This is a genomic window from Pelomonas baiyunensis (genome assembly GCF_043555935.1).
Taxonomy (GTDB): Bacteria; Pseudomonadota; Gammaproteobacteria; order Burkholderiales; family Burkholderiaceae_C; genus Pelomonas; species Pelomonas baiyunensis.
This window is the reverse complement of the sequence record NZ_JBIGIB010000002.1, coordinates 339,231-363,181: the sequence shown is the minus strand read 5'-3', so window position 1 is coordinate 363,181 and position 23,951 is coordinate 339,231. Positions and strand designations below refer to the sequence as shown.

The following is a 23,951-nucleotide window of genomic DNA, read 5'->3' as shown; positions in this document are numbered from 1 at the left end:
GGGCGCGAGCTCCGCGCTCAACCCGCGCCGCTCAGGGCTCGCCCTTGGCCGGCTTCGGGTACTGCCGGTTCACGTCCAGCGGCTGCGCGTAGGTGGACGCCCAGGTTTGCTCATGCAGGGCCGCCAGCCGGCCCGCCATCGCCGGGTTGCGCAACACCACTTCCAGGTTGCGCGACTTGTCCAGGTAGCCGCCCGCCCAGTTGCTGGTGCCCACCCAGGCCACTTCGTCGTCGATGACCATGGCCTTGGTGTGAATGACCCGCGCGAACGGGATGAAGCCCTGCTGCGCTTGCGGCAAGGTCACCACCCGCACCTCCACCTCGGGCAGCATCGCCAGGCTCTTGAGGTGCTGAATCGCCGGCGCCTCGGTGTTCCAGTGCGACACCATCAGCTTGACCCGCACCCCACGCGCGGCCGCCGCGCGCACCGCGTTGTCGATGACCGCATAGAACGGCCTTCGGCCGGGCGCATAACTCAGCGGCGCGTAGTCCAGCAACTGCACCCGCACCTCACGCCGGGCCGCGGCCAGCAGGCGCGGCAGCACCTCCTCGGCATCGCCCACGCCCGGCGGGTTGTGGGCCCGGGGGCTGGCCACCAGAAACGCCGGCTGCATCACATCGAACGGCACAGCACCCGGCGCAGGTGCGGGCGCTGCCACTGGCTGCCCCGCCGCCAGTTGGGCCTGGGCCTGCCAGTCGTGGTCGAACACGGCCTGCACCTGGCCCACCAACCGCGGCTCGGTGATGCGCAACCCGGTTTCATGGATGTGCTTGAGCGCCCGCCAATCGAAGTTCTGGCTGCCGACGAACGCCGCCTGGCCGTCCACCACGAAATACTTCGCATGGATGATCCCGCTCGGGCTGAGCTTGCTGAAGTCCAGCACGCGGAACTCGATGCCCGGAATGGCGCGCAGCCGCGCGAGCGTCGCCGGCACCGAAAGCCGCAATCCTTTGTCTTCCAACAAAAAGCGCACCTTCACGCCCCGCGCGGCGGCGGCTTCCAGTCGCTCCATCACCGCGTCCAGCGGCTCGCCCGGCTCACCCGACACGTAGAACTGCGCGATGTCGATGCGCTGCCGGGCGGCGTCGAACATCTCGCGCCACACCGTCACGGGGTCCCGCAAATCGGGCGTGGCCAGCGTGGTTTCCACCGGCACCGTGTGCACCAACTCGTAACCGGGAATGGCGAAATCGGCCTGGGCCGCAGCGCCCGACAACGCCAACGCAACAGCCACCCACAATCGGCGGGAAAACAGCATGAGCGAACGCCGCATTCAGGCGGCAAAGTAGCGCACAACGCGCCGCGCGCACTGTAGCGGCGCACCGTCAGCCGGGCTGGTCGTCATGGATTTCGCCACCTACCGCAGACTGGATGCCACCGCTCTGGCGGCCGAGCACGCTGCCGGCCGCGTGACGGCCCCGCACTTGCTGGACCTGGCTCTGCAGCGCCTGGCCCAAGTGCAACCCGCCTTGAACCCGGTGTGCCACTTGATGGAGGCCGACGCACGCCGCGCCACCACCACCCCACGCCCGGGCCCGCTCGCGGGCGTGCCATTGCTGGTGAAAGACGCCGGGCACGCCGTGGCAGACCACCCCACCGCGTGGGGCAGCCGCGCCCTGGCAGCGCTACCACCGGCGACGGCTGACGCGCATGTCGTGCGCCGGCTGCGCGAGGCGGGCGGCATCATCTTCGGCAAGACGAACACCCCCGAGCTGGCCTTGAAAGGCGTCACCGACCCGGTTGCCTTCGGCCGAACGAACAACCCGTGGGATGTGCGCCGCACGCCGGGCGGCAGCAGCGGCGGTGCGGCCGCGGCCGTGGCCGCGGGTGTCGTACCCCTGGCAGCGGGCAACGATGGCGGCGGCTCGCTGCGCATTCCGGCGGCGTGTTGCGGGTTGGTGGGGCTCAAGCCCAGCCGGGGGCGCATTTCCTCGGGGCCGGCGGCGGGCGAGGTGTGGTTTGGCGCCAGTGCCGAAGGCGTGCTGACCCGCTCGGTGCGCGACACGGCGCTGGCGCTGGAGGTGCTGGCCGGCCCTGAGCCTGGCGACCTTGCGGCCCTGCCCGTGCCGCACCCCGGCTTTGTGGCCCAGTCGCGGCACCCGCTGCGCCGCCTGCGCGTGGCCTGGTGCCACGACTCCCCTTTGGGTGAACCGGTGCACGACGAAGCCCGGCTCGCCGTGGAGCGCACCGTGGCACTGCTGCAGGCGCTGGGGCACCACACCGAACCGGCGTCCCCGGCCCTCGACGGCCGCGCGCTGGCGCACAGCTACCTGCACATCTACCTGGGCCAGGTGCCCGCCGCGCTGGACCGCGCCCGCGCGCAGGGGGCCGACGAGCGCGGGTTCGAGCCCCTCACCCGCCTCATCGCCGCCCTGGGCCGGGCCACCAGCGCCAGCCAGATGACCCAGGCGCTGCTGCGCTGGCACGGGTTTGCGCAAGCGCTCGCAGCGCTGCATGCGCGCTTCGACCTGTACCTGACCCCGACGCTGGCCGCGCCCCCGGTGCTGCACGGCACCGGCGACCTGCCTGCGCTGCAGCGCGTGCTGTTGGACAGCGCACGCCGCATCGGCCTGCTGGGGCTGCTCAAGCGCAGCGGCGCGCTGGATGGGCTGATCCAGCGCATCGCCACCGACAGCCTGCGCCACGTGCCCTTCACCCAACTGGCGAACCTCACCGGCACCCCGGCGGTGTCCCTGCCGCTGCACTGGACGCGCGACGGCCTGCCGCTGGGCGTGCAGTTCGTGGCGCCGCCTCGGCAAGAGGGTTTGCTGCTGCAACTGGCCGCCGAGCTGGAAGCCGCGCAGCCGTGGTTTCACCGGCTGCCGCCGGCGTTCAGCTGAAGCGCACCTGTGCCTCCAGGCCCGGTTCGGCGTTGCGCAACTCCAGGCTGCTGCCGTGGGCCTCAGCCACCAGCCGACACAGGCTCAGGCCCAGGCCCACACCGCCCTCGTGCCGCGTGCGGGCGGCATCGGGCCGGTAAAACGGCAGGCCCAACTGAGGCAGCGCGTCTTCGGGCACGCCGGGGCCGAAGTCGCGCACCGTCACACGCACCGCGTCGCCCTCGCGGCGAACGCTGAGCTGCACCTCGCCCAGGGTCGGGTCGTTGTGGCGCAGCGCGTTGTGCACGAGGTTGCGCAGCAGCAACTGCACGCGCAGGCGGTCCAGTTGCAGCACGGGCAGGTCCGGGTCGGCGCACACCGCCAAGCCGGGTTGTGCCTGCTCTTGCGCCAAGGCGCCCAGGTCGCACGGCGCCAGTTGCAAGGCGCTGTGGCCGCTGTCCAGCCGCTCGCTTTCCAGCAAGGCGCTGATCAGGTCGCGCATCTGCCCCAGTTCCTGCATCAGGGCGTCGCGCGAGGGGCCCTCCTCCACCAGCTCGGCATGCAGCCGGGCCCGGGTGAGCGGGCTGCGCAGCTCGTGGCTGAGGGCCAGCAGCAAGGCCCGTTTGCCGTCCAGCATGGCCTGGATGTCGGCCGCCATCTGGTTGAAGCGCAGCGCGAGATCGCCAATTTCGTCGCCGTGAATCACCGGCACCCGGTGCGAGAACTCGCCGCGCCGGAAGGCCTCGGCCCCCACCGCCAGCGCATGCAGCGGCCACACCATGTGGCGGATCATGCCGAAGGCCAGCCCCGTCACCAGCAGCAGGGCCGGCACCGCCCACAGCAGGCCGTAGGGGCTACCCATGGCCGTCCAGCAGATGGCGCTGCTGGCCAGCGCCAGCATCACGAAGATGGTGATGAGCCTCGCACCCAACGAATGCTTGAAGCGTTTGTGCTGATGGTGCCAGCGCTGGTGCCAGCGGTGGCGCACGCGCCAGCGGTACTCCCAGTCCCGGCTCATGCGCTGCATGCGCTTTTTCTGCTTGCGCTCGCAGCGCTCGCGCCAGCGGTGGTCGTAGGGGTGGCGCCTCATGCCAGCCTCGGCGGCAGTGCGAAGCAGTAGCCGGCGTTGCGCAAGGTCTTGAGCGCAGCCAGCGGCTCCAGCTTGCGGCGCAGGCGGCTCACGAGGATGTCCACCGCCCGGGTGTAGAGGTCGGCCTCCTGCCCGCGCAATCGGTTCAGGATGTCGTCGCGCGAGAACACGCGCCCCGGTTCGCGGGCCAGCATCAGCAGCAGCTCGTATTCGGTGCCGGTGAGCTCGATCAGCCCACTGGCGCAGCGCACTTCGCGGCGGGTGGTGTCGATCTCCAGCCCCTCAAAGCTGAGCTTGCTGGGCGAGGCGGCCGGCTGAGGCGCCGGGGCTGCCACCGGCGTGAGCCGCGTGCGCCGCAAGATGGTTTGCAGCCGCGCCGCCAGCTCGCGCGGCTCGAAGGGCTTGGGCAGGTAGTCGTCCGCGCCCAGCTCCAGGCCCACCACGCGGTCGGTCAGGTCGCCGCGGGCAGTCAGCATCAGCACGGGCATGTCTCGCCAGGGGTCGGTGCCGGTGCGCAGCCGCTTGCAGAACTCGAAGCCGTCCATCTCCGGCAGCATGCCGTCGAGGATGAGCGCATCGAACCGCTCCGCCGCCAGCCGCGCCAGTGCCTCGCTCGGGCGCGTGACGGCGTGCAGCTGGAGATCGAACCGGGCCAGGTACTGGGCCAGCGGCCCGGCCAGGGCTTCGTCGTCGTCAAGGAGCAGCAATCGGTGCATGGCGCAATTATTTGGCCCGAACCAGCGTGATGGCCCGCTCCGGGCACGCCGTCACGCACTGGCCACAGGCCTCGCAGGCGTCGGCGTGGGGCGTGAAGGCCTGCTGCCAGTCGTGTGCCCAGCCCTTGAGCTGGCCCAACAGGCTGAGCGAGCGCCGGTCGAACAAGCCCAGCGTGCCCAGCGTGAACACGCCGTGCGGGCACACGGCCACGCAGTCACCCTTGCCTTCGCACCGGTTGCGGTCGATGTGGGGCTCAAAGCGCCCGGGCGGCTGCTTTCCGCAGTGCACGTCCATCACGCGGCATCTCCCCGGCGGCGCGCCAGGCCGAAGCGGCGCATCGTGAAGCGCAGTACCTGGCGCTGTTCCGCGTCCAGCGCATCGAAGAACTCAGCAAACGCGCCGATGACGCCCGGGCCGGCCGCACGCAGCGCATCCAGCTTGGCGTCCAGCAGCTGCTGGGCCGACTCGCGCGGGAACTGATCACCGGCCAAGAGGCCCGTCAGCTCGGGGCCGCGCGCCAGACCCTTCAGCGCCTGGCGCTGCTGCTGGAGCTGGGCCACCCAGGCGGCAAGGCGGCGGCGCTGCTCGTCATCGAGGTCCAGCTTGGCGGCGGCGCGGTCGACGAGGTGGTCGGCAAAGCCGCCAGCGTCAGCGTGGCGGCCGAAAGGGTGGCCGCGATGGCCGTGGTGGCCGTGCCCAAAGTGGTGGCGAAATTCGTGGTGTGCATGCCAGCGGCGAAGGAAGTTCATGGAGTGGCTCTGAGGGCGCTCGAGGCCCGGGGGTTGAGGTGTTTCCATGATTCCGGGAGGCCCGCCGCGGCGCATCTCGCCGCGGTATCGCCGGGTTTCGTTTTGTATCGGGGGTGACCCTTAAAATCGCCGGCTCCCCTCCCCTGAGACAAGCCCCGTGCGCCGCCGCACGGAGCGCCAGCCGAGACCTGCCCGTGACCGAACTTGCCAAGTCCTTCGAACCCGCCGCCCTGGAAGCCCACTGGGGCCCCAAGTGGGAAGCCGCCGGCCTGTATGCGCCGACGCTGGACCCGGCCAAGCCGTCCTTCAGCATCCAGCTGCCGCCGCCCAACGTGACGGGCACGCTGCACATGGGCCACGCCTTCAACCAGACGGTGATGGACTCGCTGACGCGCTACCACCGCATGCAGGGCCACAACACGCTGTGGGTGCCGGGCACCGACCACGCCGGCATCGCCACGCAAATCGTTGTGGAACGCCAGCTGCAGGCCGCGGGCCAGAGCCGCCACGACCTGGGCCGCAAGAACTTCGTCGCCCGCGTGTGGGACTGGAAGCAAGAGTCCGGCAACACCATCACCAGCCAGATGCGCCGCCTGGGCGACTCGGTGAGCTGGGGCCATGAGTACTTCACCATGGACGAAAAGCTGTCCAAGGTGGTGGTGGAAACCTTCGTTCGCCTGTTCGACGAAGGCCTGATCTACCGTGGCAAACGCCTGGTCAGCTGGGACCCGATCCTGCAGTCCGCCGTGTCGGACCTGGAAGTCGCCTCGGAGGAGGAGGACGGCTCGCTGTGGCACATCCGCTACCCGCTGGTGGACGGTTCGGGCTCGGTGGTCGTCGCGACGACGCGGCCCGAGACGATGCTGGGCGACGTGGCCGTGATGGTGCACCCGGAAGACGAGCGCTACGCAGCCCTCATCGGCAAGCTCGTGAAGCTGCCGCTGACCGACCGTGAGATCCCCGTCATCGCCGACGACTACGTGGACCGCGAGTTCGGCACCGGCGTCGTGAAGGTCACCCCCGCCCACGACACCAACGACTACGCCGTGGGCCAGCGCCACAAGCTGCCCATGATCTCGGTGCTGGACCTGCAGGCCAAGATCAACGACAACGCGCCCGAGGTCTACCGCGGCCTGGATCGCTTCGTCGCCCGCAAGAAGATCGTGGCCGACCTGGAGGCCCTGGGCCTGATGGTCGAGGTCAAGAAGCACAAGCTGCAAGTGCCGCGCTGCGAGCGCACCGGCCAGGTCATCGAGCCCATGTTGACCGACCAGTGGTTCGTGGCCGTGACCAAGCCCGGCGCGGACGGCAAGAGCATTGCCGACAAGGCCATCGCCGCAGTGGACACCGGCGCGGTCAAGTTCCATCCGGAGCAATGGGTCAACACCTACAACCACTGGATGAACAACCTGCAGGACTGGTGCATTTCGCGCCAGCTCTGGTGGGGCCACCAGATTCCGGCCTGGTATGGCACGGGTGGCGAGCTGTTCGTCGCGCGCAGCGAAGACGAAGCCCGCGCCAAGGCCACGGCCGCCGGCTACACCGGCGAGCTGAGCCGCGACCCCGACGTGCTGGACACCTGGTACTCGTCGGCCCTGGTGCCCTTCTCCACGCTGGGCTGGCCCGAGAAGACGCTGGAGCAAGAGCTCTTCCTGCCGTCGTCGGTGCTCGTGACCGGCTACGACATCATCTTCTTCTGGGTCGCCCGGATGATCATGATGACGACCCACTTCACCGGCCAGGTGCCGTTCAAGGACGTCTACATCCACGGCCTGGTGCGCGACTCGCAGGGCCAGAAGATGAGCAAGTCCGAGGGCAATGTGCTGGACCCGGTGGACCTGATCCAGGGCTGCGACCTGGAGACGCTGACCGCCAAGTCGACGGTCGGCCTGCGCAAGCCCGAGACGGCTCCGAAGGTGGCCGCCCGTGTGAAGAAGGAGTTCCCGGACGGCATGCCGGCCTACGGCGCCGATGCGCTGCGCTTCACGATGGCGAGCTACGCCACGCTGGGCCGCAACATCAATTTCGACACCAAGCGCTGCGAGGGCTACCGCAACTTCTGCAACAAGCTTTGGAACGCCACGCGCTTCGTGCTGATGAACACCGAGGGGCAGGACTGCGGCCTGGCCCACACCGACGGCAACTGCCCGCCGGGCTACAACACCTTCAGCCAGGCCGACCGCTGGATCACCAGCGAGTTGCAGCGCGTGGAAGCCGCTGTTGCCCAGGGCTTCGCCGAGTACCGCCTGGACAACGTGGCCAACGCGATCTACAGCTTCGTCTGGGACGAGTACTGCGACTGGTACCTGGAGATCGCCAAGGTGCAGATCCAGACCGGCGATGAAAGCCAGCAGCGCGCCACGCGCCGCACACTGATCCGCACGTTAGAAACCACGCTGCGCCTGCTGCACCCGATCGCCCCGTTCATCACTGAGGAACTCTGGCAGGCCGTGGCCCCGATCGCCGGCCGCAAGACGGTGGACTACATCGGCCAGGCGACTTACCCGGTCGCCCAGCCGGAGCGCATCGACGCGACCGCTGACGCCTGGGTGGCGCAATTGAAGGACGTGGTGGGCACCACCCGCAGCCTGCGCAGCGAGATGAACCTCAGCCCCGCCGAGCGCGTGCCGCTGCTGGTGGGCGGTGACCTGAGCTTCCTGACCGAGGCCGCCGCCGTGCTGAAGGTGCTGGCCAAGCTCAGCGCCGTCGAGCTGATTGCCGACGAGGCCGAGTTCGCCAAGCAAAGCGCCACCTCGCCCGTGCTGGTGCACGGCGCGGCCAAGCTGGCGCTGAAGGTGGAGATCGACGTCGAGGCCGAGCGCGCCCGCCTGACCAAGGAGATCACCCGCTTGCAGGGCGAGATCACCAAGGCCGAGGCCAAGCTGGGCAATGAGAGCTTTGTGGCCCGCGCGCCGGCTGCCGTGGTGGAACAAGAGCGCGGCCGCGTGGCCGGCTTCAAGGAAACCGTGGCCCGCCTGAGCGAACAGCTGGCGCGACTGGCCGGCTGATCGGGTTCAGCCGTCAGGCCTGACAAGCGGGCCTGACGCTCCGGTGAAGCCCGCGGGCTAGTTAAACCGGCAGCCGCGCGCCGTAATCCTGCGCGGCTGCCGCCTCCGCATCGGCCGCCGACAGCAAAGCGTCGATGCCCCGGGCCACCGCCCAGGCCGCCCGCACCCGAGACTCTCGGGTCGTGCCCGCCACACGGGGCGTCACCTGCACGGTGCTCAAGCCGTGCAACGGGCTGCCGGGCTCCAGCCAGCCGGGCTCCAGTCCATCGAACCACGCGGCACGCACGGTGCCCTGGCGCAAGGCCCGGGCCAGCGGCGCCTCGGCCACCAGGCCCGATGGGCTCAACACCACCAGCACCTGACCGGGCCGCGCCTGGTCCAGCTGCCGCTCGCCCAAGAGGCCGCGGTAGCGATCGAAGTACGGCAGCAGCAGCACCAGCCCGTCGGACTGTTCGGCCAACGCGTTCAGGCCCACGGCCTCGATGCCCCAGCGAGCCCACAAGGGGTCGTTGGGGTGCAAGGACGGGTCGTAGCCGATGACCCGCGCGCCAAACGCCTGCAGCAGCTGCGTGAGCACCCGCGCCGTGGGCGTCAGCCCCAGCAGCCCGATGGTGGAGCAGCCCAGCTCGCGGCCCACCAGCAAGCCGTCGCTGCCCTGCACCGGCAAGCGGCGCAGCAGGCTCAACAACGCCCCGATCGCGAATTCCGCCTCGGCGCTGGCCGTGGAGGCCTGCGAGCGCACGACGTCCACCCCCGCCGCGCGGCAGGCGTCGGCGTCCACGTTGTCCGCCCCGCCGCTGGCCCGGCCGATGGCGCGCAGCGTGGGCGCCCGGCGCAGCAGCGCCGCGTCAATGCCGACCTCGGGCGGGGCGATCAAGGCACGTGCGGCTTGCAAGGCCTGAACCAGGCCCTCGGTGTCCCCCACCAGCTCAGGCGCGAACCGCGCATCGTGGCGTTCGGCCAGCCACTGCACCACGTCAGCTTCCAGCGGTTCAAGGATGAGAACGGTCATGTCGTGGCCTCCCGGCGGCGTCCTGCACAGACGGTCACAACCCGCATGACAGAATCTTTGGAACTTGTCGTTTCAGTTTACGTTCATGCCCACGCCGACCCCTGCCCCGATCACCAAAGCCATCTTCCCGGTTGCCGGCTTGGGCACACGCTTCCTGCCCGCCACCAAGGCGCAGCCCAAGGAAATGCTGCCGGTGGTCGACAAGCCGCTCATCCAGTACGCCGTGGAAGAGGCCTACGCCGCAGGCGTGCGGGAGATGATTTTCGTGACCGGCCGCCACAAGCGCCCGATCGAAGACCATTTCGACATGACCTTCGAGCTGGAGGTGGCGCTGGAACAAGCCGGCAAGCAGGAGCTGCTGGACGTGGTGCGCTCGGTGAAGCCCGACGACATGGAGTGCATCTACGTGCGCCAACCCCAGGCCCTGGGCCTGGGCCACGCGGTGCTGTGCGGCCAGCGGCTGATCGGCAACGAGGCCTTTGCCGTGCTGCTGGCCGACGACCTGATGGTGGGCCCCACGCCCGACCGCCCGATCCTGAAGCAAATGGTCGAACAATTTGCGGAGTGGCGCGCCTCCATCCTCGCGGTGCAAGAGGTGCCGGCCGAGCACACGCGCCGCTACGGCATCGTGGCCGGCACGGCCGTGGGCGAGCAGCTGATGGACGTGCATCGCATCGTGGAGAAGCCCGCCCCTGAGGCCGCCCCGTCACGCCTGGGCGTGGCCGGCCGCTACATCCTCACGCCTGGCGTGTTCCATGAAATTGCGAACCAGCCGCGCGGCGTGGGCGGCGAGATCCAGCTCACCGACGGCATCGCCGGCCTGCTGCGCCGGGAAAAGGTGTTTGCCTACCGCTACGACGGCAAGCGCTACGACTGCGGCAGCAAAGAAGGCTTCCTGCAGGCCAATGTGGAACTCGCCTTGGCGCACCCGCAACTGGGCGCCGGCTTCCGCGAGTTCTTGCAGGGGCTGGCGCTTTAACGCCGACGCAGCACGTGCACGAACTCGGCGCCGGCCACGTCCTGCGCCACCAGCGCATTGCCGGTCTGCCGGGAAAAGGCCTGGAAGTCGCGCATGGAACCGGGGTCGGTGGCCACCACGCGCAGCAACTCGCCGCTCTGCATTTCCGCCAGCGCCTTCTTGGCCTTGAGGATGGGCAGCGGGCAGTTCAGCCCCCGGGTGTCGATCTCACGTTGAACGTCCATCTGTCTATTCTCGCTTGAGGTCCATCCACTGCGGCTCGATGCCGCGGCTGCGCAACCATTGCGCCAACGCCTGCCCCGTGCCCTGGGGCCAGCACCGCACGTCTTGCGGCGCCAGCAGCTTGTACTCGGCCAGCTCCGGCGACAGGCAAATCTCGCCCTGCGCCTGCGCGTGGTAGGCAATGATGATCTGGTTCATGCGCTGGAAGTCCCACACGCCGAGCAGGTTCAGCGCCGTCACCTGCAGCGAGGTTTCCTCGGCAATCTCGCGGCGAATGCCGTCTTCGGGCGCCTCGCCGGCCTCCAGGAAGCCCGTCACGAGGCCAAAAAAGCGGCCGGGCCAGGCGGCATTGCGGGCCAGCAGCACCTGCCCGTCGCGGTCGGCGCACTCGATCACCGCCGCCAGCACCGGCGTGGGGTTGTTCCAGTGCGTGAACTCGCAGGCCGGGCAACGCAGGCGCGTCTTCTCGCCGCCATCTTCTGCGCGCGCCATCCACGCCAGCTCGCTGGCGCAATCGGGGCAGAAGCGCGGCAGCTTCATGCGGGAAATACGCCCGTGGAGAGGTAACGATCGCCGCGGTCACAGACGATGAACGCAATGGTCGCGTTCTCCACGCGCCGCGCGATCTGCAAGGCCACCCAGCACGCACCCGCAGCCGAGATGCCGGCGAACAGGCCCTCCTCGGCCGCCAGCCGACGCGCCATGTCCTCGGCATCGCTCTGGCTCACCAACACGAGTTCATCCACGCCCTGGGGGTCGTAGATCTTGGGCAGGTAGGCCTCGGGCCATTTGCGAATGCCCGGAATGCGGGAACCCTCAGCCGGCTGCGCGCCGATCACGCGCACGCCCGGGTTTTGCTCCTTCAGGTAGCGCGACACGCCGGTGATGGTGCCTGTGGTGCCCATGGCGCTGACGAAATGGGTGATGCGGCCCTGCGTGGCCGTCCACAGCTCGGGGCCGGTCGTCTCGTAGTGCACGCGCGGGTTGTCGGCGTTGGCGAACTGGTCCAGCACCCGGCCTTTGCCTTCACGGGCCATTTGCTCGGCCAGGTCACGCGCGTATTCCATGCCGCCTGCCTTGGGCGTCAGGATGAGTTCGGCCCCGAACGCTTTCATGGTTTGAGCGCGTTCGATGGAGAGGTCCTCCGGCATGATCAACACCATGCGGTAGCCGCGAATGGCGGCCGCCATGGCCAGGGCGATGCCGGTGTTGCCCGAGGTGGCTTCGATGAGCGTGTCCCCGGGCTTGATTTCGCCGCGCTCTTCGGCCCGGCGGATCATGCTGATGGCCGGGCGGTCCTTCACGGAGCCGGCCGGGTTGTTGCCCTCCAGCTTGGCCAGCACCACGTTGCCGCGCGGTTCTGCGCCGGGCAAACGCTGCAGTCGCACCAGGGGCGTGGCGCCGATGACATCTTCAAGGGTCGGATAGGTCATGCAAGGATTGTGGCAGCGACGCCTCAGACCGCGCCTGCGTCGGTGCATAATGCGCCCCTCGCGCCGAAAGCGCGTTGCTGTTTCCGACGGGCCCGGGTGGCGAAATCGGTAGACGCAGGGGACTCAAAATCCCCCGCCGCAAGGTGTGCCGGTTCGAGTCCGGCCCCGGGCACCAGGCGAAACGGCAAGCTCTCCCCCTGGCATACACTGAATCGGCAAGCCGCGACTCCCTCGCCGGCCCCGCGCTCTCCGCGCGCTGACCCCGACCCTCATGCCGCCCCTGCCTCCCGTCACCAAAGCGTTCCTGCTCGCCTGCGTCGGCGTGTTTTGCTTGTTCGAGTTGGCCCCGGGTCTGGCCTGGTGGTTCGAGCTCTGGCCGCTGGCCACCGGCGCCTTCATGCCCTGGCAGTTGCTCACCTACGCATTCCTGCACGGCGACTTCACGCACCTGCTGTTCAACATGCTGGGGCTGTGGATGTTTGGCGGCGAGTTGGAGCGGGTCTGGGGCGCCCGCCGCTACACACAAATCCTGCTGGCCAGCACGCTGAGCGCGGCGCTGGTGCAGTTGCTGTTCACCTGGGCGATTGGCACCGGCGCACCCACGGTCGGGGCGTCGGGGGCCATCTTCGGCCTGCTGCTGTCCTTCGGCATGCTGTTCCCGAACCGCATCATCGTGCCGCTGATTCCGCCCATCCCGATGAAGGCCAAGGTCTTCGTCGCCATCTTCGGCGGGCTGGAGTTGGTGATGGGCTTCGGCCGCAGCAGCGGCGTGGCGCACTTTGCGCACCTGGGCGGCATGCTGGGCGCCTGGCTGCTGATCCGCCACTGGCGCAGCAGCCGCCGTCGCTGAGCGCGCGCCTACAGCCCGTCGCGCGGCGTCGGGTAGTGCAGCTGCAGCCCCAGTTCCTGCTTCATGCGCGCGTTGCGCAGCCGGCGCGACTCGCTCCAGAAGCTCATCTGCATCGGGCTCATTTGCTCCGCCGCCGCCTCGCGTGAGATGCGTGCGGGCCGCGGCAGACCGCAGAGGTCGGCCGCCAGGTCGAAGTAGTCGCCCATGCGCAGTTGGCTGTCGTCACACACGTTGACTGCCCGCTGGGGCCGCCCCGCCCACAAGGCGCGCACGCAAGCCCGCGCCAGGTCGTCGGCGTGGATGTGGTTGGTGAACACATCGTCTTGCGCCTGCAGCACGGGCGTGCCGCGCGCCAGGCGCTCGCGCGGGTGGCCGCCTTCGCGATCGGGCGCGTAAATGCCCGGGATGCGCAGCAGCACCACGCGCGTGCCGGTGCAGCGGCCGAAGGCCCGCAGTTGCCGCTCGGCATCCACGCGCCGGCGAGCCCGGTCGGTGCCGGGGCGAAGCGTGCGTGTTTCATCGACCCAGGCGCCACCACAGTCGCCGTAAACCCCGGTGGTGCTGGCGTACACCAGCACCTCGGGCGGCCGGTGGCTGAGAGCCGCCAGCAGGCGCCGGGTGCGCTCGTCCGTCACCCCCTGAGGGGCCGGCGGCGCCAGGTGCAGCACCCGGTTGGACAACCCCGCCAAACGGCGCAGGCTGGACGCGTCGTCCAGGTTGCCCCGCAGCGGCAAGGCCCCGGCGGCCCGTAGCCCGGCCACGCGATTCGGGCTGGACGTCAGCACCCGAACCCGGCCCGCACCCGGCCAGTGCCGCAGCACCCGCAGCCCCACGTCGCCGCAGCCAATGATCAACAGGTTTGGGGTCATCTCAGGGGTACGGCAAAATGCGGCGCAGTCTACGGCCCCGAGGCATCTCTGCGGGGCCGCTGCCTTTTCAGGAACCCATGTCCTTCCAGATCACCATCCAACCCGCTGGCCGCGTGTACGCGACCGAAGGCGACGACACGCTGCTCGCCGCCGCCATCCGCAACGGCATCGGCCTGCCCTACGGCTGCAAGGACGGCGCCTGCGGCTCCTGCAAGTGCAAGCTGCTGGACGGCCGTGTGGAGCATGGCCCGCACCAGGCCAAGGCGCTGTCGGCCGAAGAAGAAGCCAGCGGATTCGTCCTGACCTGCTGCGCCCGCCCGCAAACCGACTGCACGCTGGAAGCCCGCACAGTGCCCGGCGCCGGCGAATTCCCGGTGCTGAAGCTGCCCACGCGGGTGGTCAGCATCAGCCGCCCCGCCGCCGACGTGGCGGTGCTGACGATGCAACTGGCGGCCAACCAGAACTTCCAGTTCCGCGCGGGCCAATACGTTGAATTCATCCTGCGGGACGGTGCCCGTCGCAGCTACTCCATGGCCAACGCGCCGCACAGCCTGCCAGGCCAGATCGAGCTGCACATCCGGCACATGCCCGGCGGCAAGTTCACCGACCACGTGTTCAGCGCGCTGAAGGAAAAAGACATCCTGCGCATGGAAGGGCCCTTCGGCAGCTTCTTCCTGCGGGAAGACAGCGACAAGCCCATCGTGCTGCTGGCCAGCGGCACGGGCTTTGCCCCCATCAAGGCCATCATCGAGCGCGCGCAGCACATCGGCAGCACCCGCCCCATGGTGCTGTACTGGGGCGCTCGCAAGCAGGCCGACCTCTACCTGCACGCCTGGGCGGAGCAGGCCGCGCGCGACATCCCGGGCCTGACCTACGTGCCCGTGCTGTCCGAGCCCGATGAAGGCTGGACGGGCCGCACCGGGTTCGTGCACCGCGCCGTGATGGCCGACCTGCCCGACCTGTCCGGTCACCAGGTGTATGCCTGCGGTGCGCCCATCATGGTGGAGTCGGCGCAGCGCGACTTCGTGGCGCAGTGTCAGTTGCCCGGCGACGAGTTCTACGCGGACGCGTTCACGTCCGAAGCCGACAAGCACGCAGCCGGCTGAGGCGGCGCACGATGTTCGAGCCGCCCTGGACCGACCCGGCCGATGTCGTCGGCACCCTGAAGCGGGATGGCGAGGCCGTGCTGGCGCCCGCATCCCTTGGCGTCTTGGGCGTGAGCGCAGAGGGCCTCGAAGCCCTGCGCCCCTGCTGGGACGACCTGCCGCCTGACGGCTACCTGCGCGACGGCGGCCGCTACCGGTTCCGCCGCCACGGCTGCTTCGTCGTGGACGGGGATGCGGTGACGCTCAGCCCCCACCGCGCGCACTGGCAGCCTCTGGACTACAACGCCCTGCACGGCGGCATCCAGCGCTGGTACGTGCCGCTGGCGCAGGAGATGGTGACTTCGCCCGCCTGGAACGCCCTGCTCGTGGGCCTGGCCCGCGTCACGTCGGCGCTCAAGGGCGAGCGGCCGTGGTTCATCGAGGCGCACCCGTTTCGCATCGACACCAGCGACGGCATCGGCCGCCCCACGCCCGAGGGCGCCCACCGGGACGGCGTGGACCTGGTGGCCGTGCTGATGGTGGGCCGCCACCAGATCAAGGGCGGCGAGTCCCGCGTGTTCGAGGCCCACGGCCCGGCGGGCCAGCGCTTCACCATGACCCAGCCCTGGACCACCCTGCTGCTGGACGACGAGCGCGTGATCCACGAAACCACGCCCATCCAGCCGCTGGACCCGGGCGAGCGCGGCTGGCGCGACACCCTGGTCATCACCTTGCGAAGGGACGGCTTCCAAGGGCCGTGACCGGCCCCACCCAGCCTCCGTAAAATTGAGCTCGGCCACGCCACAAGCGTGGCCGTTCTTCTTTCACTGCTGCGCTTACCCAGCGCCCTTCAAGATGACGACCTCCCTCTTCGGCCTGCCCGAGCAAGCCCCCCACGAGCGCGTGCTGCTCGCCACCGACCCGGCCACGGGCCTCAAGGCCATCCTGGCCGTTCACAGCACCGCGCGCGGCCCCGCATTCGGCGGCTGCCGCCTGTGGCACTACGAATCTGAAGCCGCGGCGCTGAATGACGCGCTGCGCCTGTCGCAAGGCATGAGCCTGAAGAACGCGCTGGCCGACCTGCCGTTTGGCGGCGGCAAGGCCGTGATCCTGAAGCCGCAGGGCGCGTTCGACCGCCCCGCCCTCTTCGCCGCCTTTGGCCGCGCCGTTCAGTCGCTGCAAGGCGCCTACATCACGGCCGAAGACGTGGGCACCACCACCGCCGACATGCGCGGCATGCAAGCCGTGACGCCCTTCGTCAGCGGCATCCCGCGTGAAGGCGCCTTCGGCGGCGACCCCAGCCCCAAGACGGCCTGGGGCGTGTTCGTCTCCATCCAAGCCGGTGCCCGCCTGGTGCTGGGCCGCAGCTCGCTGGACGGCGTGCGCGTGGCGCTGCAAGGCCTGGGCGCCGTGGGCTGGCACCTGGCGGAGTTCCTGCACCGCGCAGGCGCGAAGCTGGTGGTGGCCGATGTGGACGCAGCCAAGGTGGAGCGCGCCGTGGCCCAGTTCGGCGCTACCGCCGTGGGCGTGGCCGACATCCTCTCGACGGACGTGGACGTGCTGGCGCCGTGCGCGCTGGGCGCTTCGCTCAATGAGCAGACCGTGCCCACGCTGCGTGCCAAGCTGATTGCCGGCGCCGCCAACAACCAGCTGGCCACGCCGGCCGATGGCGACGCCCTGCAGCGCCGCGGCATCTGCTACCTGCCGGACTACCTGGTGAACGCCGGCGGCATCATCAGCGTGGCGCGGGAGTACCGCAACGAAGGCGAAGAGACCGCCGTGATGGCCGAGGTCAGCAAGATCGCCGAGCGCGTGGAAGAGCTGCTGCAGCGCGTGCAGGCCGCCGACTCGACGCCCGCGCGCGTGGCGGACGACTGGGCGCGCAGCAAGCTGGTTCGGACTCTCTGACCTTCAAGCAAAACGCCCGGCAGTGCCGGGCGTTTTTTCATCCAGCAGCCGCCGTGGAACTGGCTTTGCCAGGCCACTGGCGGCGCCCCCTTGAGGGGGAGGCGCGTGAGCGCCTCGGGGGTGGGCTGTTTACTCGCCCAGGTAGGCAGCACGCACCTTCGGGTCGTTCAGCAGGGCCTGACCCTCGCCGTCCATCGTGACCTCGCCCGACTCCATCACGTAGCCTCGGTTGGCCAGTTGCAGCGCACGGCTGGCGTTCTGCTCGACGAGCAGGATGGTGACGCCTTGCTGGTGGATGTCGTTCACGACCTCGAAGATCTTGTCGACCATGATGGGCGACAGGCCCATGGAAGGCTCGTCCAGCAACAGCACCTTGGGGCGGGCCATCAGCGCGCGACCCATGGCCAGCATCTGCTGCTCACCGCCCGACATGGTGCCGGCCAGTTGCTTGGCACGCTCCTTCAGGCGCGGGAACAGCGCGAAGACCTTGTCGATGTCGGCCTCGATCTCACCGTCGTTGCGGTTGTAGGCGCCCATCTGCAGGTTCTCGACGATGGTCATGCGTGTGAACGTGCCACGGCCTTCCGGCACCATCACCAAGCCCTTCTTGGCCAGGTCCCAGGCGCCCTTGCCCTTGATGGGCTCGCCGAGGTAGGTGACCTCGCCTGCAGCAATGGGCTGCAGGCCAGTGACGGCCTTCAGCGTGGTGGTTTTGCCCGCGCCGTTGGCGCCGATGAGCGACACCAGTTCGCCCTCGCGCACCTCGAAGTTGACGCCCTTGACGGCCTGGATGCCGCCGTAGGCCACCTTCAGGCCGCTGACCTTGAGCAGGGTTTGCTTCACTTGAGTCATGTCTTGGTTCCGCGGGGTCAGTGGGCCTTGTGACCGGCGCCCAGGTAGGCCTCGATCACCTTCTCGTTGCTCTGCACCTCGGCCGGCGTGCCTTCGGCGATCTGCTTGCCGTAGTCCAGCACGGTCACGCGGTCGCACAGGCCCATCACCAGCTTCACGTCGTGTTCGATCAGCAAGATGGTGCGGCCGTCCTTGCGGATGCGGTCGATCAGCTCCCGCAGCACCACCTTTTCGGTGGCGTTCATGCCAGCGGCCGGTTCGTCCAGCGCGATCAGCTGCGGGTCGGTGGCCAGGGCGCGTGCAATCTCCAGGCGGCGCTGGTCGCCATAGCTCAGCGTGCGGGCCTTGAACTCGGCGTACTTGCCGATGCCGACGTAATCCAGCAGCTCCTGTGCGCGGGCGCGGATGGCGGCCTCCTCGGCCTTGAATGCGGGCGTGCGCAACACAGCGCCGAGCAAGCCCGACTGGGTGCGGATGTGCCGCCCCACCATCACGTTTTCGATGGCGGTCATTTCCGCGAACAAACGGATGTTCTGGAACGTGCGCGCAATGCCGGCCTTGGCCACCTGGTGCACCGCCTGCGGCTTGTAGGGCGTGCCGCCCAGCGAGAAGCTGCCGCCGTCGGGGGTGTACAGGCCGGTGATGACGTTGAAGAACGTGGTTTTGCCAGCGCCGTTGGGGCCGATCAGGCCATAGACCTGACCGCGGCGGATCTGGATGCCGACGTCGGACAGGGCTTGCACGCCGCCGAAGCGCTTGGACGCGCCGCTGACGTTGAGAACGATGTTGTCTTGAGTGCTCATGGTGCGGGCCTCCTCACTTCACGGGGGTGGGGGCAGACTTGCCGTGCTCGGGCGACGGCCACAGGCCGCGCGGGCGGATCAGCATGATGGCGATCATGGCCAGCGCCACCAGCAGCTGGCGCAGGATGGAGGCGTCGATGCGGCCGCCGGTCATGCTCTGGATGTCACCGGCCACGTAGCGCAGCACTTCCGGCAGCGCCGACAGCATCAGCGCGCCCAGGATGACGCCCGGGATGTGGCCGATGCCGCCAAGCACCACCATCGCAACGATCATGACCGACTCTTGCAGGCTGAACGACTCAGGCGAGACGAAGCCCTGGAAGCTCGCGAACATCGAGCCCGCAACACCGCCAAACGTGGCGCCCATGCCGAAGGCCAGCAGCTTCAGGTTGCGGGTGTTGATGCCCATGGCCTTGGCCGCGATTTCGTCTTCACGAATCGCCATCCAGGCGCGGCCAATGCGCGACTGCTCCAGGCGATAGCAAATGATCACGCTGATGACCACGAGCGCCAGGAACAGGTAGTAGTACAGCGTGACCGAGGGCAGCGTGAAGCCGAACACCTCCAGCGACTTGCCCAGGTCCACCCCGAAGAAGTGGAAGGAGTCGATCTGGCCGATGCCGCGCGGGCCGTTGGTGATGTTGAGCGGGTACTCCAGGTTGTTCATGAACACCCGGATGATTTCGCCGAAGCCCAGCGTCACGATGGCCAGGTAGTCGCCGCGCAGCTTCAGCGTCGGGGCACCCAGCACCACGCCGAACAGCGCCGCCAAGCCTGCGGCCATCGGGATGACCAGCCAGATTGGCGAATGCAGGCCGTTCGGGAACGCCGCCAGGATGTTCTCGAAGTTCTCGGCCAGGTGCGGGCTGGAGAGCAGCGCGAACATGTAGGCACCCACCGCGTAGAACGCGACGTAGCCCAGGTCCAGCAGACCGGCGTAGCCCACCACGATGTTCAGGCCCAGGGCCAGCAGCACGTAAAGCAGCGCCAGGTCGATGATGCGCACCGGGCCGTTGCCCAGCTGCTGCGCAAACAGCGGCACCAGCAGCAGGCCCACGGCCGCCGCCAGGAAGGTGAAGAGTTTCTTGGATTGCATGTCAGGGCTCCGTTCAGGCGCGGTCGGCCACACGCTCGCCGAGCAGGCCCGAGGGGCGCAGCGTCAGCACGAGGATCAAGGCCACGAAGGCAAAGATGTCGGCGTAATGGCTGCCCAGCACACCGCCGGTCAGGTCACCGAGGTAGCCGGCGCCGATGGCTTCGATCAAGCCCAGCAGCACGCCGCCCACCACTGCACCCGCCAGGTTGCCGATGCCGCCCAGCACCGCAGCCGTGAAGGCCTTCAGACCGGGCATGAAGCCCATGGTGTGCTGCACGGTGCCGTAGTTGGCCGCCCACATCAGGCCGGCCACGGCCGCCAGGGCGGCGCCGATGACGAAGGTGGTGGAGATGATGAAGTCCGGCTTCACACCCATGAGCCCGGCCACGCGCGGGTTCTCCGCCGTGGCGCGCATCGCGCGGCCCAGCTTGGTGTAGTTCACGAGGTACATCAGCGCCGCCAGGATGGCGACCGTCAGCCCCAGGATCAGGCACTGCGTGACCGTGATCACCGGGCCGCCGAGGTCGAACGGCGTGGTGGGCAGCAGCAGCGGGAAGGGCTTGGGATTGGGCTTCCAGATGATCATGGCCAGCACCTGCAGCAGCAGCGACATGCCCATGGCCGTGATCAGCGGGGCCAGACGCGGCGCGTTGCGCAAGGGGCGGTACGCGATCTTCTCCACCGAGTAGTTCAGCACCGCACACACCACGATGGCGGCCGCCAACCCGATGATCATGAGCAGCCAGCCCGGCAGCCCGGAATCCGCCAGCGCGGTGACCAGCGTCCAGCTGACCATGGCGCCGACCATGAGGATTTCGCCGTGGGCGAAATTGATGAGGTTGATGATGCCGTAGACCATCGTGTAACCCAGGGCGACGAGGGCATACATGCTCCCCAGCACCAGGCCGTTGATGATCTGTTGAATCAGAGTCTCCATGAGGGCTCCAGAAGGGTTTGTTGGGCGCAGCATGCGCCACGCGACCCGTCATAAATCGCAACCCTCGTGCCAATCCTGGCGTTTCAAGGGTATTCACCGACGGTTCCAAACCGCCAAGCGTTTGATGCGACCCACGCGGGTGGTCAAGGACAGAAATCACGAGTGTCGCCCCACTGAAACTGGGCGGAAATCCGCACAAACCGCACACGCCGCGGGCGGTTCTTCGCCAGGGCCGAAAAAACCGCATTCGCACCTGTCAACGCTGGCGCACCATGGGCACACTACGTGGCCCCGACATGGTTGCGTCTGACCCTCTCCGCCCCCGCGCGCTGCGCCTGCTCCGGCTGTTGAGCCGACCGAGCTTTCATTTCTTCCTCACCGGCCTGCTGATGCTGCTGGGGTTTGCGTTGGCGCACCGCATCAGCGAGCGCAGCGGGCGCGACCAGCTGTCTGCACTCAGCACCGAACGGCTGGAGCTGTACGCCTCCAACCTGGCCGCCGAATTGGGCCGCCATGCGTCGCTGCCCAGCCTGCTGGCCATCGCGCCCACGCTGCAAACCTTGATGCAAAGCCCGGGCGACGAGGCGGCCCGCCAGGCCGCGCACCAAATGCTGGCCCGGGTGAACGTGCGGGCCGGCACACACCAGATTTTTGTGGCCACCCCGCAAGGCGAAGTGCTGGCCGCCAGTGAACCGCTCACGCCGCCGGTGCGCCTGGCCGAGGCGGTGGCGCAAGGGCGGGTGCACTTCTTCGCGGCCGATCCGCACACCGGCAGCACAGACTTTTACCTGCTGCACCCGCTGCGGCAGTCCAACGCGGTGGCGGGCGTGGTGGTGGTGCGCTTCAACCTCGCGCCGCTGGAAGCGACCTGGGTGGACCTGGGCCTGCGCTCGCAAGGCGAACGCATCCTGGTGGCCGACGAGCAGGATGTGGTCATCATGAGCTCGGTGCAGGCCTGGAAATACGCCGTGCTGGACCATGCCGACCCGTCCCGCCGCAAGGCCCTGGAGGCCAGTGCCCGCTACCCGCAGGCCATCGGCCCCGACCTCGAGTTGCCCGCCACGCTGGAGGTGCACCAAGGCCAGCAGGTCAAGCTCGCCGTGCCGCCTCCGGGCGGCCCAGCCCCCGCCACGGCCGCCAAGCCGATGCTGGCCCAGCAGCGCCAGATCCTGCCGCTGGGGCTGCGCCTGGTGGCGCTGTCCGACCTGACCGAAGTGCGGCAACGCGCCCAGTACGCGGCCTGGGGCGGCGCAGCCTTCGGCGCCAGCATCGGGCTGTTGGTGCTGTACCTGTCGTCGCGCCGGCGCGCCTTGCACCAACTCACCCAGGCGCAGGCAGCCCTGCGGGAAGCCCATGCCCAGTTGGAGCAATTGGTGGACAGCCGCACCGCCGAACTGCGCCAGACCAACGACGCCCTCAAGACCCAGATCGCCCAGCGCCTGCAGACCGAAGGCGAGTTGCTGCAAGCCAGCAAGCTGGCCGTGCTGGGTCAAATGTCGGCCGGCTTGTCGCACGAGGTCAACCAACCGCTCACCGCGCTGCGCGCCCTGGCTCGCAACTCGATCCGCCTGTTGGAGGGCGGCCGCACCGACGCGGTGGCCAGCAACCTGCAGATCATGGACGACATGGTCGAGCGCATGAGCCGCATCACGCGCCAGCTCAAGAGCTTTGCCCGCAAGGCCGACGAGCCGGTGGCCGGCCAAGTGCTGCTGCTGGACTGCGTGCGCAACGCGCTGCTGCTGCTGGAGCACCGCAGCCGCAGCCTGGACGTGCACGCCCAGCTCGACCTGCCCGCCGGCCTGCGCGTGTTGGCCGATGGCAATCGGCTGGAGCAGGTGCTGGTGAACCTGATCGGCAACGCGCTGGACGCCATGCAGCACGAACCGGTGCGGCAGCTGCACGTGGCCGTGGACGCGCTGGACCAAGGCCGCCGTGCCCGCGTGCGCGTGCAAGACAGCGGCCCCGGCGTGAGCGACGCCGACCTGCCGCGCCTGTTCGAACCCTTCTTCACCACCAAACCCGCCGGCGAAGGGCTGGGCCTGGGGCTGGTGATCTCGGCCAAGATCGTGCACGAAATGGGCGGCACCCTGCGCGCCGAGCGCGCGACCGGCGAGCTGAGGGGCATGAGTTTTGAGTTCGACCTGGCCGTGGACACCTGGACGGCCACACCGGAGACACACGATGTTTGAGGGCTACAAGGTGGTGTTCGTCGAAGACGACCTGCCGGTGCGCGTGAGCCTCACGCAAACGCTGGAGCTGGAGGGCTTCACGGTCGTTCCCTGCCGCAGCGCAGAAGAAGCCCTGCCCCACATCCAACCGGGCGCACCCATCATCGTCATCACCGATGTGCGCCTGCCCGGCATGGACGGCCGCGCCCTGCTCGCCCATGTGCAGGCCACCGACGCCGGCATTCCCACCATCCTCATCACCGCGCATGGCGACGTGGCCATGGCAGTGCAGTCCATGCGCGCCGGGGCCTACGACTTCATCGAGAAGCCCTTCGCGCCCGAGCGGCTGATCGACGTTGCGCGGCGGGCGCTGGACCTGCGCACGCTGCGGCACTCGGCCGACGAAATGCGCGCCCAGCTGCAGCGCGCCAGTGGCATCGAGGCCGCACTGCTGGGGCAAAGCCCGGCCATGCAGCAACTGCGCCGCCAGGTGCTGAACCTGGCGGGCACCTCGGCCGATGTGCTCATCGTCGGTGAGACCGGCACCGGCAAAGAACTGGTGGCCCGCTGCCTGCATGACCAAAGCCCGCGCCGTGACCGGCATTTCGTCGCCATCAACTGCGGCGGCCTGCCCGAGGCGCTGTTCGAGAGCGAACTCTTCGGCCACGAGCCCGGCTCGTTCACGAGTGCGGCCAAGCGCCGCATCGGCAAGATCGAACACGCCAACGGCGGCACGCTGCTGCTGGACGAGATTGAAACCATGCCCATCGCGTTGCAGATCAAGCTGCTGCGCGTGCTGCAGGAGCGCCGCATCGAGCGCCTGGGCTCCAACGAGGAGCTGCCGGTCAATGTGCGCTTCATCGCCGCCAGCAAGGGCGACCTGCGGGAGCAGGCGCAGCGCAACGAGTTCCGCAACGACCTGTACTACCGGCTCAACATCGCCACGCTGAACCTGCCGCCGCTGCGTGAGCGGCGCGAGGACATCCCGCTGTTGTTCGAGCACTTCGTGACCCAGGCCTGCGCCCGCTACGAACGCACCGCCCCGGAGCTGACGCCTGAAAAGCTCCGCGAGTTGATGGCGCACGACTGGCCCGGCAACGTGCGCGAGATCCGCAACGCGGCAGACCGCTTTGTGCTCGCGCTGGACGACCTGGACCCCCAAGCCGCGCTGCAGGCCCTGCCCAGCCTGCCCCTGGCCAAACAGATGGACCTGATCGAGAAGACGTTGATCGAACAGGCCCTGCGCCGCTGCGGCGGCAAGGTGCCCGCCGCGATGGAGCTGCTGGGCACGCCAAGAAAGACGCTGTACGACAAGCTGAATCGGCATGGCATCCAGCTGGATGCCTTCCGTTGA

At 68.9% G+C, this 23,951-nt stretch carries 23 protein-coding genes and 1 tRNA gene; 10 read left to right on the top strand and 14 right to left on the bottom strand.

The features are described 5' to 3' along the window. Nucleotides 1-31: 31 nt before the first annotated feature. Nucleotides 32-1,258 carry a phospholipase D-like domain-containing protein gene (locus ACG01O_RS08010; protein WP_394383323.1) on the bottom strand — a complete coding sequence of 409 codons (1,227 nt, stop codon included), beginning with the start codon at nt 1,256-1,258 and terminating at the stop codon, nt 32-34. Nucleotides 1,259-1,343: 85 nt separating this feature from the next. Between ACG01O_RS08010 and ACG01O_RS08005 the strand changes: the two genes are divergently transcribed. Then, nucleotides 1,344-2,840, top strand: a complete 1,497-nt coding sequence (locus ACG01O_RS08005; RefSeq protein ID WP_394383321.1) for an amidase — start codon at nt 1,344-1,346, stop codon at nt 2,838-2,840. Here the strand turns inward: ACG01O_RS08005 and ACG01O_RS08000 are convergent. Genes ACG01O_RS08000 through ACG01O_RS07985 form a run of 4 tightly spaced genes read right to left on the bottom strand, consistent with a single transcriptional unit; the run spans nt 2,833 to nt 5,375 of the window. Then, nucleotides 2,833-3,909 carry a HAMP domain-containing sensor histidine kinase gene (locus ACG01O_RS08000; RefSeq protein WP_394383319.1) on the bottom strand — a complete coding sequence of 359 codons (1,077 nt, stop codon included), beginning with the start codon at nt 3,907-3,909 and terminating at the stop codon, nt 2,833-2,835. The genes ACG01O_RS08005 and ACG01O_RS08000 overlap by 8 nt on opposite strands. Beyond that, nucleotides 3,906-4,625, bottom strand: a complete 720-nt coding sequence (locus tag ACG01O_RS07995; protein ID WP_394383317.1) for a response regulator transcription factor — start codon at nt 4,623-4,625, stop codon at nt 3,906-3,908. The genes ACG01O_RS08000 and ACG01O_RS07995 overlap by 4 nt, the downstream gene beginning before the upstream one ends. A gap of 7 nt (nt 4,626-4,632) precedes the next feature. Beyond that, nucleotides 4,633-4,920 (bottom strand): 4Fe-4S dicluster domain-containing protein, encoded by a 288-nt coding sequence (locus ACG01O_RS07990; RefSeq protein WP_394384195.1) that lies wholly within the window; start codon nt 4,918-4,920, stop codon nt 4,633-4,635. Further along, nucleotides 4,920-5,375, bottom strand: a complete 456-nt coding sequence (locus ACG01O_RS07985) for a Spy/CpxP family protein refolding chaperone (RefSeq protein WP_394383314.1) — start codon at nt 5,373-5,375, stop codon at nt 4,920-4,922. Before ACG01O_RS07985 ends, ACG01O_RS07990 begins: the two co-directional genes overlap by 1 nt. A 194-nt stretch (nt 5,376-5,569) precedes the next feature. Here ACG01O_RS07985 and ACG01O_RS07980 point away from each other — a divergent pair, with 194 nt between their 5' ends. Further along, on the top strand, nt 5,570-8,383 hold the full coding sequence (locus ACG01O_RS07980; protein ID WP_394383312.1) for a valine--tRNA ligase: 2,814 nt from the start codon (nt 5,570-5,572) through the stop codon (nt 8,381-8,383). A gap of 61 nt (nt 8,384-8,444) precedes the next feature. Here the strand turns inward: ACG01O_RS07980 and ACG01O_RS07975 are convergent, their stop codons facing one another. Then, nucleotides 8,445-9,395, bottom strand: a complete 951-nt coding sequence (locus tag ACG01O_RS07975) for an NAD(P)-dependent oxidoreductase (protein ID WP_394383310.1) — start codon at nt 9,393-9,395, stop codon at nt 8,445-8,447. Nucleotides 9,396-9,480: 85 nt separating this feature from the next. Here ACG01O_RS07975 and galU point away from each other — a divergent pair, with 85 nt between their 5' ends. Beyond that, on the top strand, nt 9,481-10,374 hold the full coding sequence (gene galU, locus ACG01O_RS07970; protein ID WP_394383308.1) for a UTP--glucose-1-phosphate uridylyltransferase GalU: 894 nt from the start codon (nt 9,481-9,483) through the stop codon (nt 10,372-10,374). On the opposite strand, the gene ACG01O_RS07965 is transcribed toward galU, so the two are convergent. The 3 genes from ACG01O_RS07965 to cysM are packed head-to-tail and all read right to left on the bottom strand — an operon-like array spanning nt 10,371 to nt 12,029. After that, complete coding sequence (locus ACG01O_RS07965; RefSeq protein WP_394383306.1) at nt 10,371-10,598, bottom strand: sulfurtransferase TusA family protein; 228 nt, start codon at nt 10,596-10,598, stop codon at nt 10,371-10,373. The two genes, galU and ACG01O_RS07965, sit on opposite strands and share 4 nt — an antisense overlap. Before the next feature lie 4 nt (nt 10,599-10,602). After that, nucleotides 10,603-11,136 (bottom strand): NUDIX domain-containing protein, encoded by a 534-nt coding sequence (locus tag ACG01O_RS07960; protein WP_394383304.1) that lies wholly within the window; start codon nt 11,134-11,136, stop codon nt 10,603-10,605. After that, complete coding sequence (gene cysM, locus ACG01O_RS07955) at nt 11,133-12,029, bottom strand: cysteine synthase CysM (RefSeq protein ID WP_394383302.1); 897 nt, start codon at nt 12,027-12,029, stop codon at nt 11,133-11,135. Before cysM ends, ACG01O_RS07960 begins: the two co-directional genes overlap by 4 nt. A gap of 90 nt (nt 12,030-12,119) precedes the next feature. Here cysM and ACG01O_RS07950 point away from each other — a divergent pair. Both ACG01O_RS07950 and ACG01O_RS07945 read left to right on the top strand, forming a co-directional pair. Further along, nucleotides 12,120-12,204, top strand: a tRNA-Leu gene (locus tag ACG01O_RS07950). Nucleotides 12,205-12,300: 96 nt separating this feature from the next. After that, nucleotides 12,301-12,879: a rhomboid family intramembrane serine protease gene (locus ACG01O_RS07945; protein ID WP_394383301.1), complete on the top strand. Its 579-nt coding sequence runs from the start codon at nt 12,301-12,303 to the stop codon at nt 12,877-12,879. 8 nt (nt 12,880-12,887) lie between these two features. On the opposite strand, the gene ACG01O_RS07940 is transcribed toward ACG01O_RS07945, so the two are convergent. Then, a complete protein-coding gene (locus ACG01O_RS07940) occupies nt 12,888-13,748 on the bottom strand; it encodes an SDR family oxidoreductase (protein WP_394383299.1) in 861 nt (286 codons plus the stop codon). 77 nt (nt 13,749-13,825) lie between these two features. On the opposite strand from ACG01O_RS07940, the gene ACG01O_RS07935 reads away from it, so the two are divergent. The 3 genes from ACG01O_RS07935 to ACG01O_RS07925 all read left to right on the top strand — a co-directional run bounded on the left by ACG01O_RS07935 (nt 13,826) and on the right by ACG01O_RS07925 (nt 16,741). Continuing rightward, the gene (locus ACG01O_RS07935) at nt 13,826-14,854 is read left to right on the top strand and encodes a CDP-6-deoxy-delta-3,4-glucoseen reductase (RefSeq protein WP_394383297.1); all 1,029 of its coding nucleotides are present in this window, start codon (nt 13,826-13,828) and stop codon (nt 14,852-14,854) included. An 11-nt stretch (nt 14,855-14,865) separates the two neighbouring features. After that, the gene (locus tag ACG01O_RS07930) at nt 14,866-15,594 is read left to right on the top strand and encodes a 2OG-Fe dioxygenase family protein (protein WP_394383296.1); all 729 of its coding nucleotides are present in this window, start codon (nt 14,866-14,868) and stop codon (nt 15,592-15,594) included. 94 nt (nt 15,595-15,688) lie between these two features. After that, the gene (locus tag ACG01O_RS07925) at nt 15,689-16,741 is read left to right on the top strand and encodes a Leu/Phe/Val dehydrogenase (protein ID WP_394383294.1); all 1,053 of its coding nucleotides are present in this window, start codon (nt 15,689-15,691) and stop codon (nt 16,739-16,741) included. 129 nt (nt 16,742-16,870) lie between these two features. On the opposite strand, the gene ACG01O_RS07920 is transcribed toward ACG01O_RS07925, so the two are convergent. Genes ACG01O_RS07920 through ACG01O_RS07905 form a run of 4 tightly spaced genes read right to left on the bottom strand, consistent with a single transcriptional unit; the run spans nt 16,871 to nt 20,429 of the window. Continuing rightward, the gene (locus ACG01O_RS07920; RefSeq protein ID WP_394383293.1) at nt 16,871-17,593 is read right to left on the bottom strand and encodes an ABC transporter ATP-binding protein; all 723 of its coding nucleotides are present in this window, start codon (nt 17,591-17,593) and stop codon (nt 16,871-16,873) included. Nucleotides 17,594-17,610: 17 nt separating this feature from the next. Further along, nucleotides 17,611-18,396 carry an ABC transporter ATP-binding protein gene (locus ACG01O_RS07915; RefSeq protein ID WP_394383291.1) on the bottom strand — a complete coding sequence of 262 codons (786 nt, stop codon included), beginning with the start codon at nt 18,394-18,396 and terminating at the stop codon, nt 17,611-17,613. Nucleotides 18,397-18,409: 13 nt separating this feature from the next. Further along, a complete protein-coding gene (locus ACG01O_RS07910) occupies nt 18,410-19,492 on the bottom strand; it encodes a branched-chain amino acid ABC transporter permease (RefSeq protein WP_394383289.1) in 1,083 nt (360 codons plus the stop codon). A gap of 13 nt (nt 19,493-19,505) precedes the next feature. After that, entirely contained in the window at nt 19,506-20,429 is a 924-nt protein-coding gene (locus tag ACG01O_RS07905; protein WP_394383286.1) for a branched-chain amino acid ABC transporter permease, read from the bottom strand. A gap of 296 nt (nt 20,430-20,725) precedes the next feature. Here ACG01O_RS07905 and ACG01O_RS07900 point away from each other — a divergent pair, with 296 nt between their 5' ends. Further along, entirely contained in the window at nt 20,726-22,618 is a 1,893-nt protein-coding gene (locus tag ACG01O_RS07900) for a sensor histidine kinase (RefSeq protein ID WP_394383283.1), read from the top strand. Further along, the gene (locus ACG01O_RS07895) at nt 22,611-23,951 is read left to right on the top strand and encodes a sigma-54-dependent transcriptional regulator (protein WP_394383281.1); all 1,341 of its coding nucleotides are present in this window, start codon (nt 22,611-22,613) and stop codon (nt 23,949-23,951) included. The genes ACG01O_RS07900 and ACG01O_RS07895 overlap by 8 nt, the downstream gene beginning before the upstream one ends.

Coding starts and splice junctions, on each gene's coding strand:
- ACG01O_RS08010 (WP_394383323.1), bottom strand. CDS start 1,258: ATGCTGTTTTCCCGCCGATTGTGGGTGGCTGTTGCGTTGGCGTTGTCG.
- ACG01O_RS07930 (WP_394383296.1), top strand. CDS start 14,866: ATGTTCGAGCCGCCCTGGACCGACCCGGCCGATGTCGTCGGCACCCTG.
- ACG01O_RS07990 (WP_394384195.1), bottom strand. CDS start 4,920: ATGGACGTGCACTGCGGAAAGCAGCCGCCCGGGCGCTTTGAGCCCCAC.
- ACG01O_RS07895 (WP_394383281.1), top strand. CDS start 22,611: ATGTTTGAGGGCTACAAGGTGGTGTTCGTCGAAGACGACCTGCCGGTG.
- ACG01O_RS07915 (WP_394383291.1), bottom strand. CDS start 18,396: ATGAGCACTCAAGACAACATCGTTCTCAACGTCAGCGGCGCGTCCAAG.
- ACG01O_RS07905 (WP_394383286.1), bottom strand. CDS start 20,429: ATGGAGACTCTGATTCAACAGATCATCAACGGCCTGGTGCTGGGGAGC.
- ACG01O_RS07960 (WP_394383304.1), bottom strand. CDS start 11,136: ATGAAGCTGCCGCGCTTCTGCCCCGATTGCGCCAGCGAGCTGGCGTGG.
- ACG01O_RS07945 (WP_394383301.1), top strand. CDS start 12,301: ATGCCGCCCCTGCCTCCCGTCACCAAAGCGTTCCTGCTCGCCTGCGTC.
- ACG01O_RS07910 (WP_394383289.1), bottom strand. CDS start 19,492: ATGCAATCCAAGAAACTCTTCACCTTCCTGGCGGCGGCCGTGGGCCTG.
- ACG01O_RS08005 (WP_394383321.1), top strand. CDS start 1,344: ATGGATTTCGCCACCTACCGCAGACTGGATGCCACCGCTCTGGCGGCC.
- ACG01O_RS07935 (WP_394383297.1), top strand. CDS start 13,826: ATGTCCTTCCAGATCACCATCCAACCCGCTGGCCGCGTGTACGCGACC.
- galU (WP_394383308.1), top strand. CDS start 9,481: ATGCCCACGCCGACCCCTGCCCCGATCACCAAAGCCATCTTCCCGGTT.
- ACG01O_RS07985 (WP_394383314.1), bottom strand. CDS start 5,375: ATGAACTTCCTTCGCCGCTGGCATGCACACCACGAATTTCGCCACCAC.
- ACG01O_RS07965 (WP_394383306.1), bottom strand. CDS start 10,598: ATGGACGTTCAACGTGAGATCGACACCCGGGGGCTGAACTGCCCGCTG.
- ACG01O_RS07925 (WP_394383294.1), top strand. CDS start 15,689: ATGACGACCTCCCTCTTCGGCCTGCCCGAGCAAGCCCCCCACGAGCGC.
- cysM (WP_394383302.1), bottom strand. CDS start 12,029: ATGACCTATCCGACCCTTGAAGATGTCATCGGCGCCACGCCCCTGGTG.
- ACG01O_RS08000 (WP_394383319.1), bottom strand. CDS start 3,909: ATGAGGCGCCACCCCTACGACCACCGCTGGCGCGAGCGCTGCGAGCGC.
- ACG01O_RS07940 (WP_394383299.1), bottom strand. CDS start 13,748: ATGACCCCAAACCTGTTGATCATTGGCTGCGGCGACGTGGGGCTGCGG.
- ACG01O_RS07975 (WP_394383310.1), bottom strand. CDS start 9,395: ATGACCGTTCTCATCCTTGAACCGCTGGAAGCTGACGTGGTGCAGTGG.
- ACG01O_RS07920 (WP_394383293.1), bottom strand. CDS start 17,593: ATGACTCAAGTGAAGCAAACCCTGCTCAAGGTCAGCGGCCTGAAGGTG.
- ACG01O_RS07900 (WP_394383283.1), top strand. CDS start 20,726: ATGGTTGCGTCTGACCCTCTCCGCCCCCGCGCGCTGCGCCTGCTCCGG.
- ACG01O_RS07995 (WP_394383317.1), bottom strand. CDS start 4,625: ATGCACCGATTGCTGCTCCTTGACGACGACGAAGCCCTGGCCGGGCCG.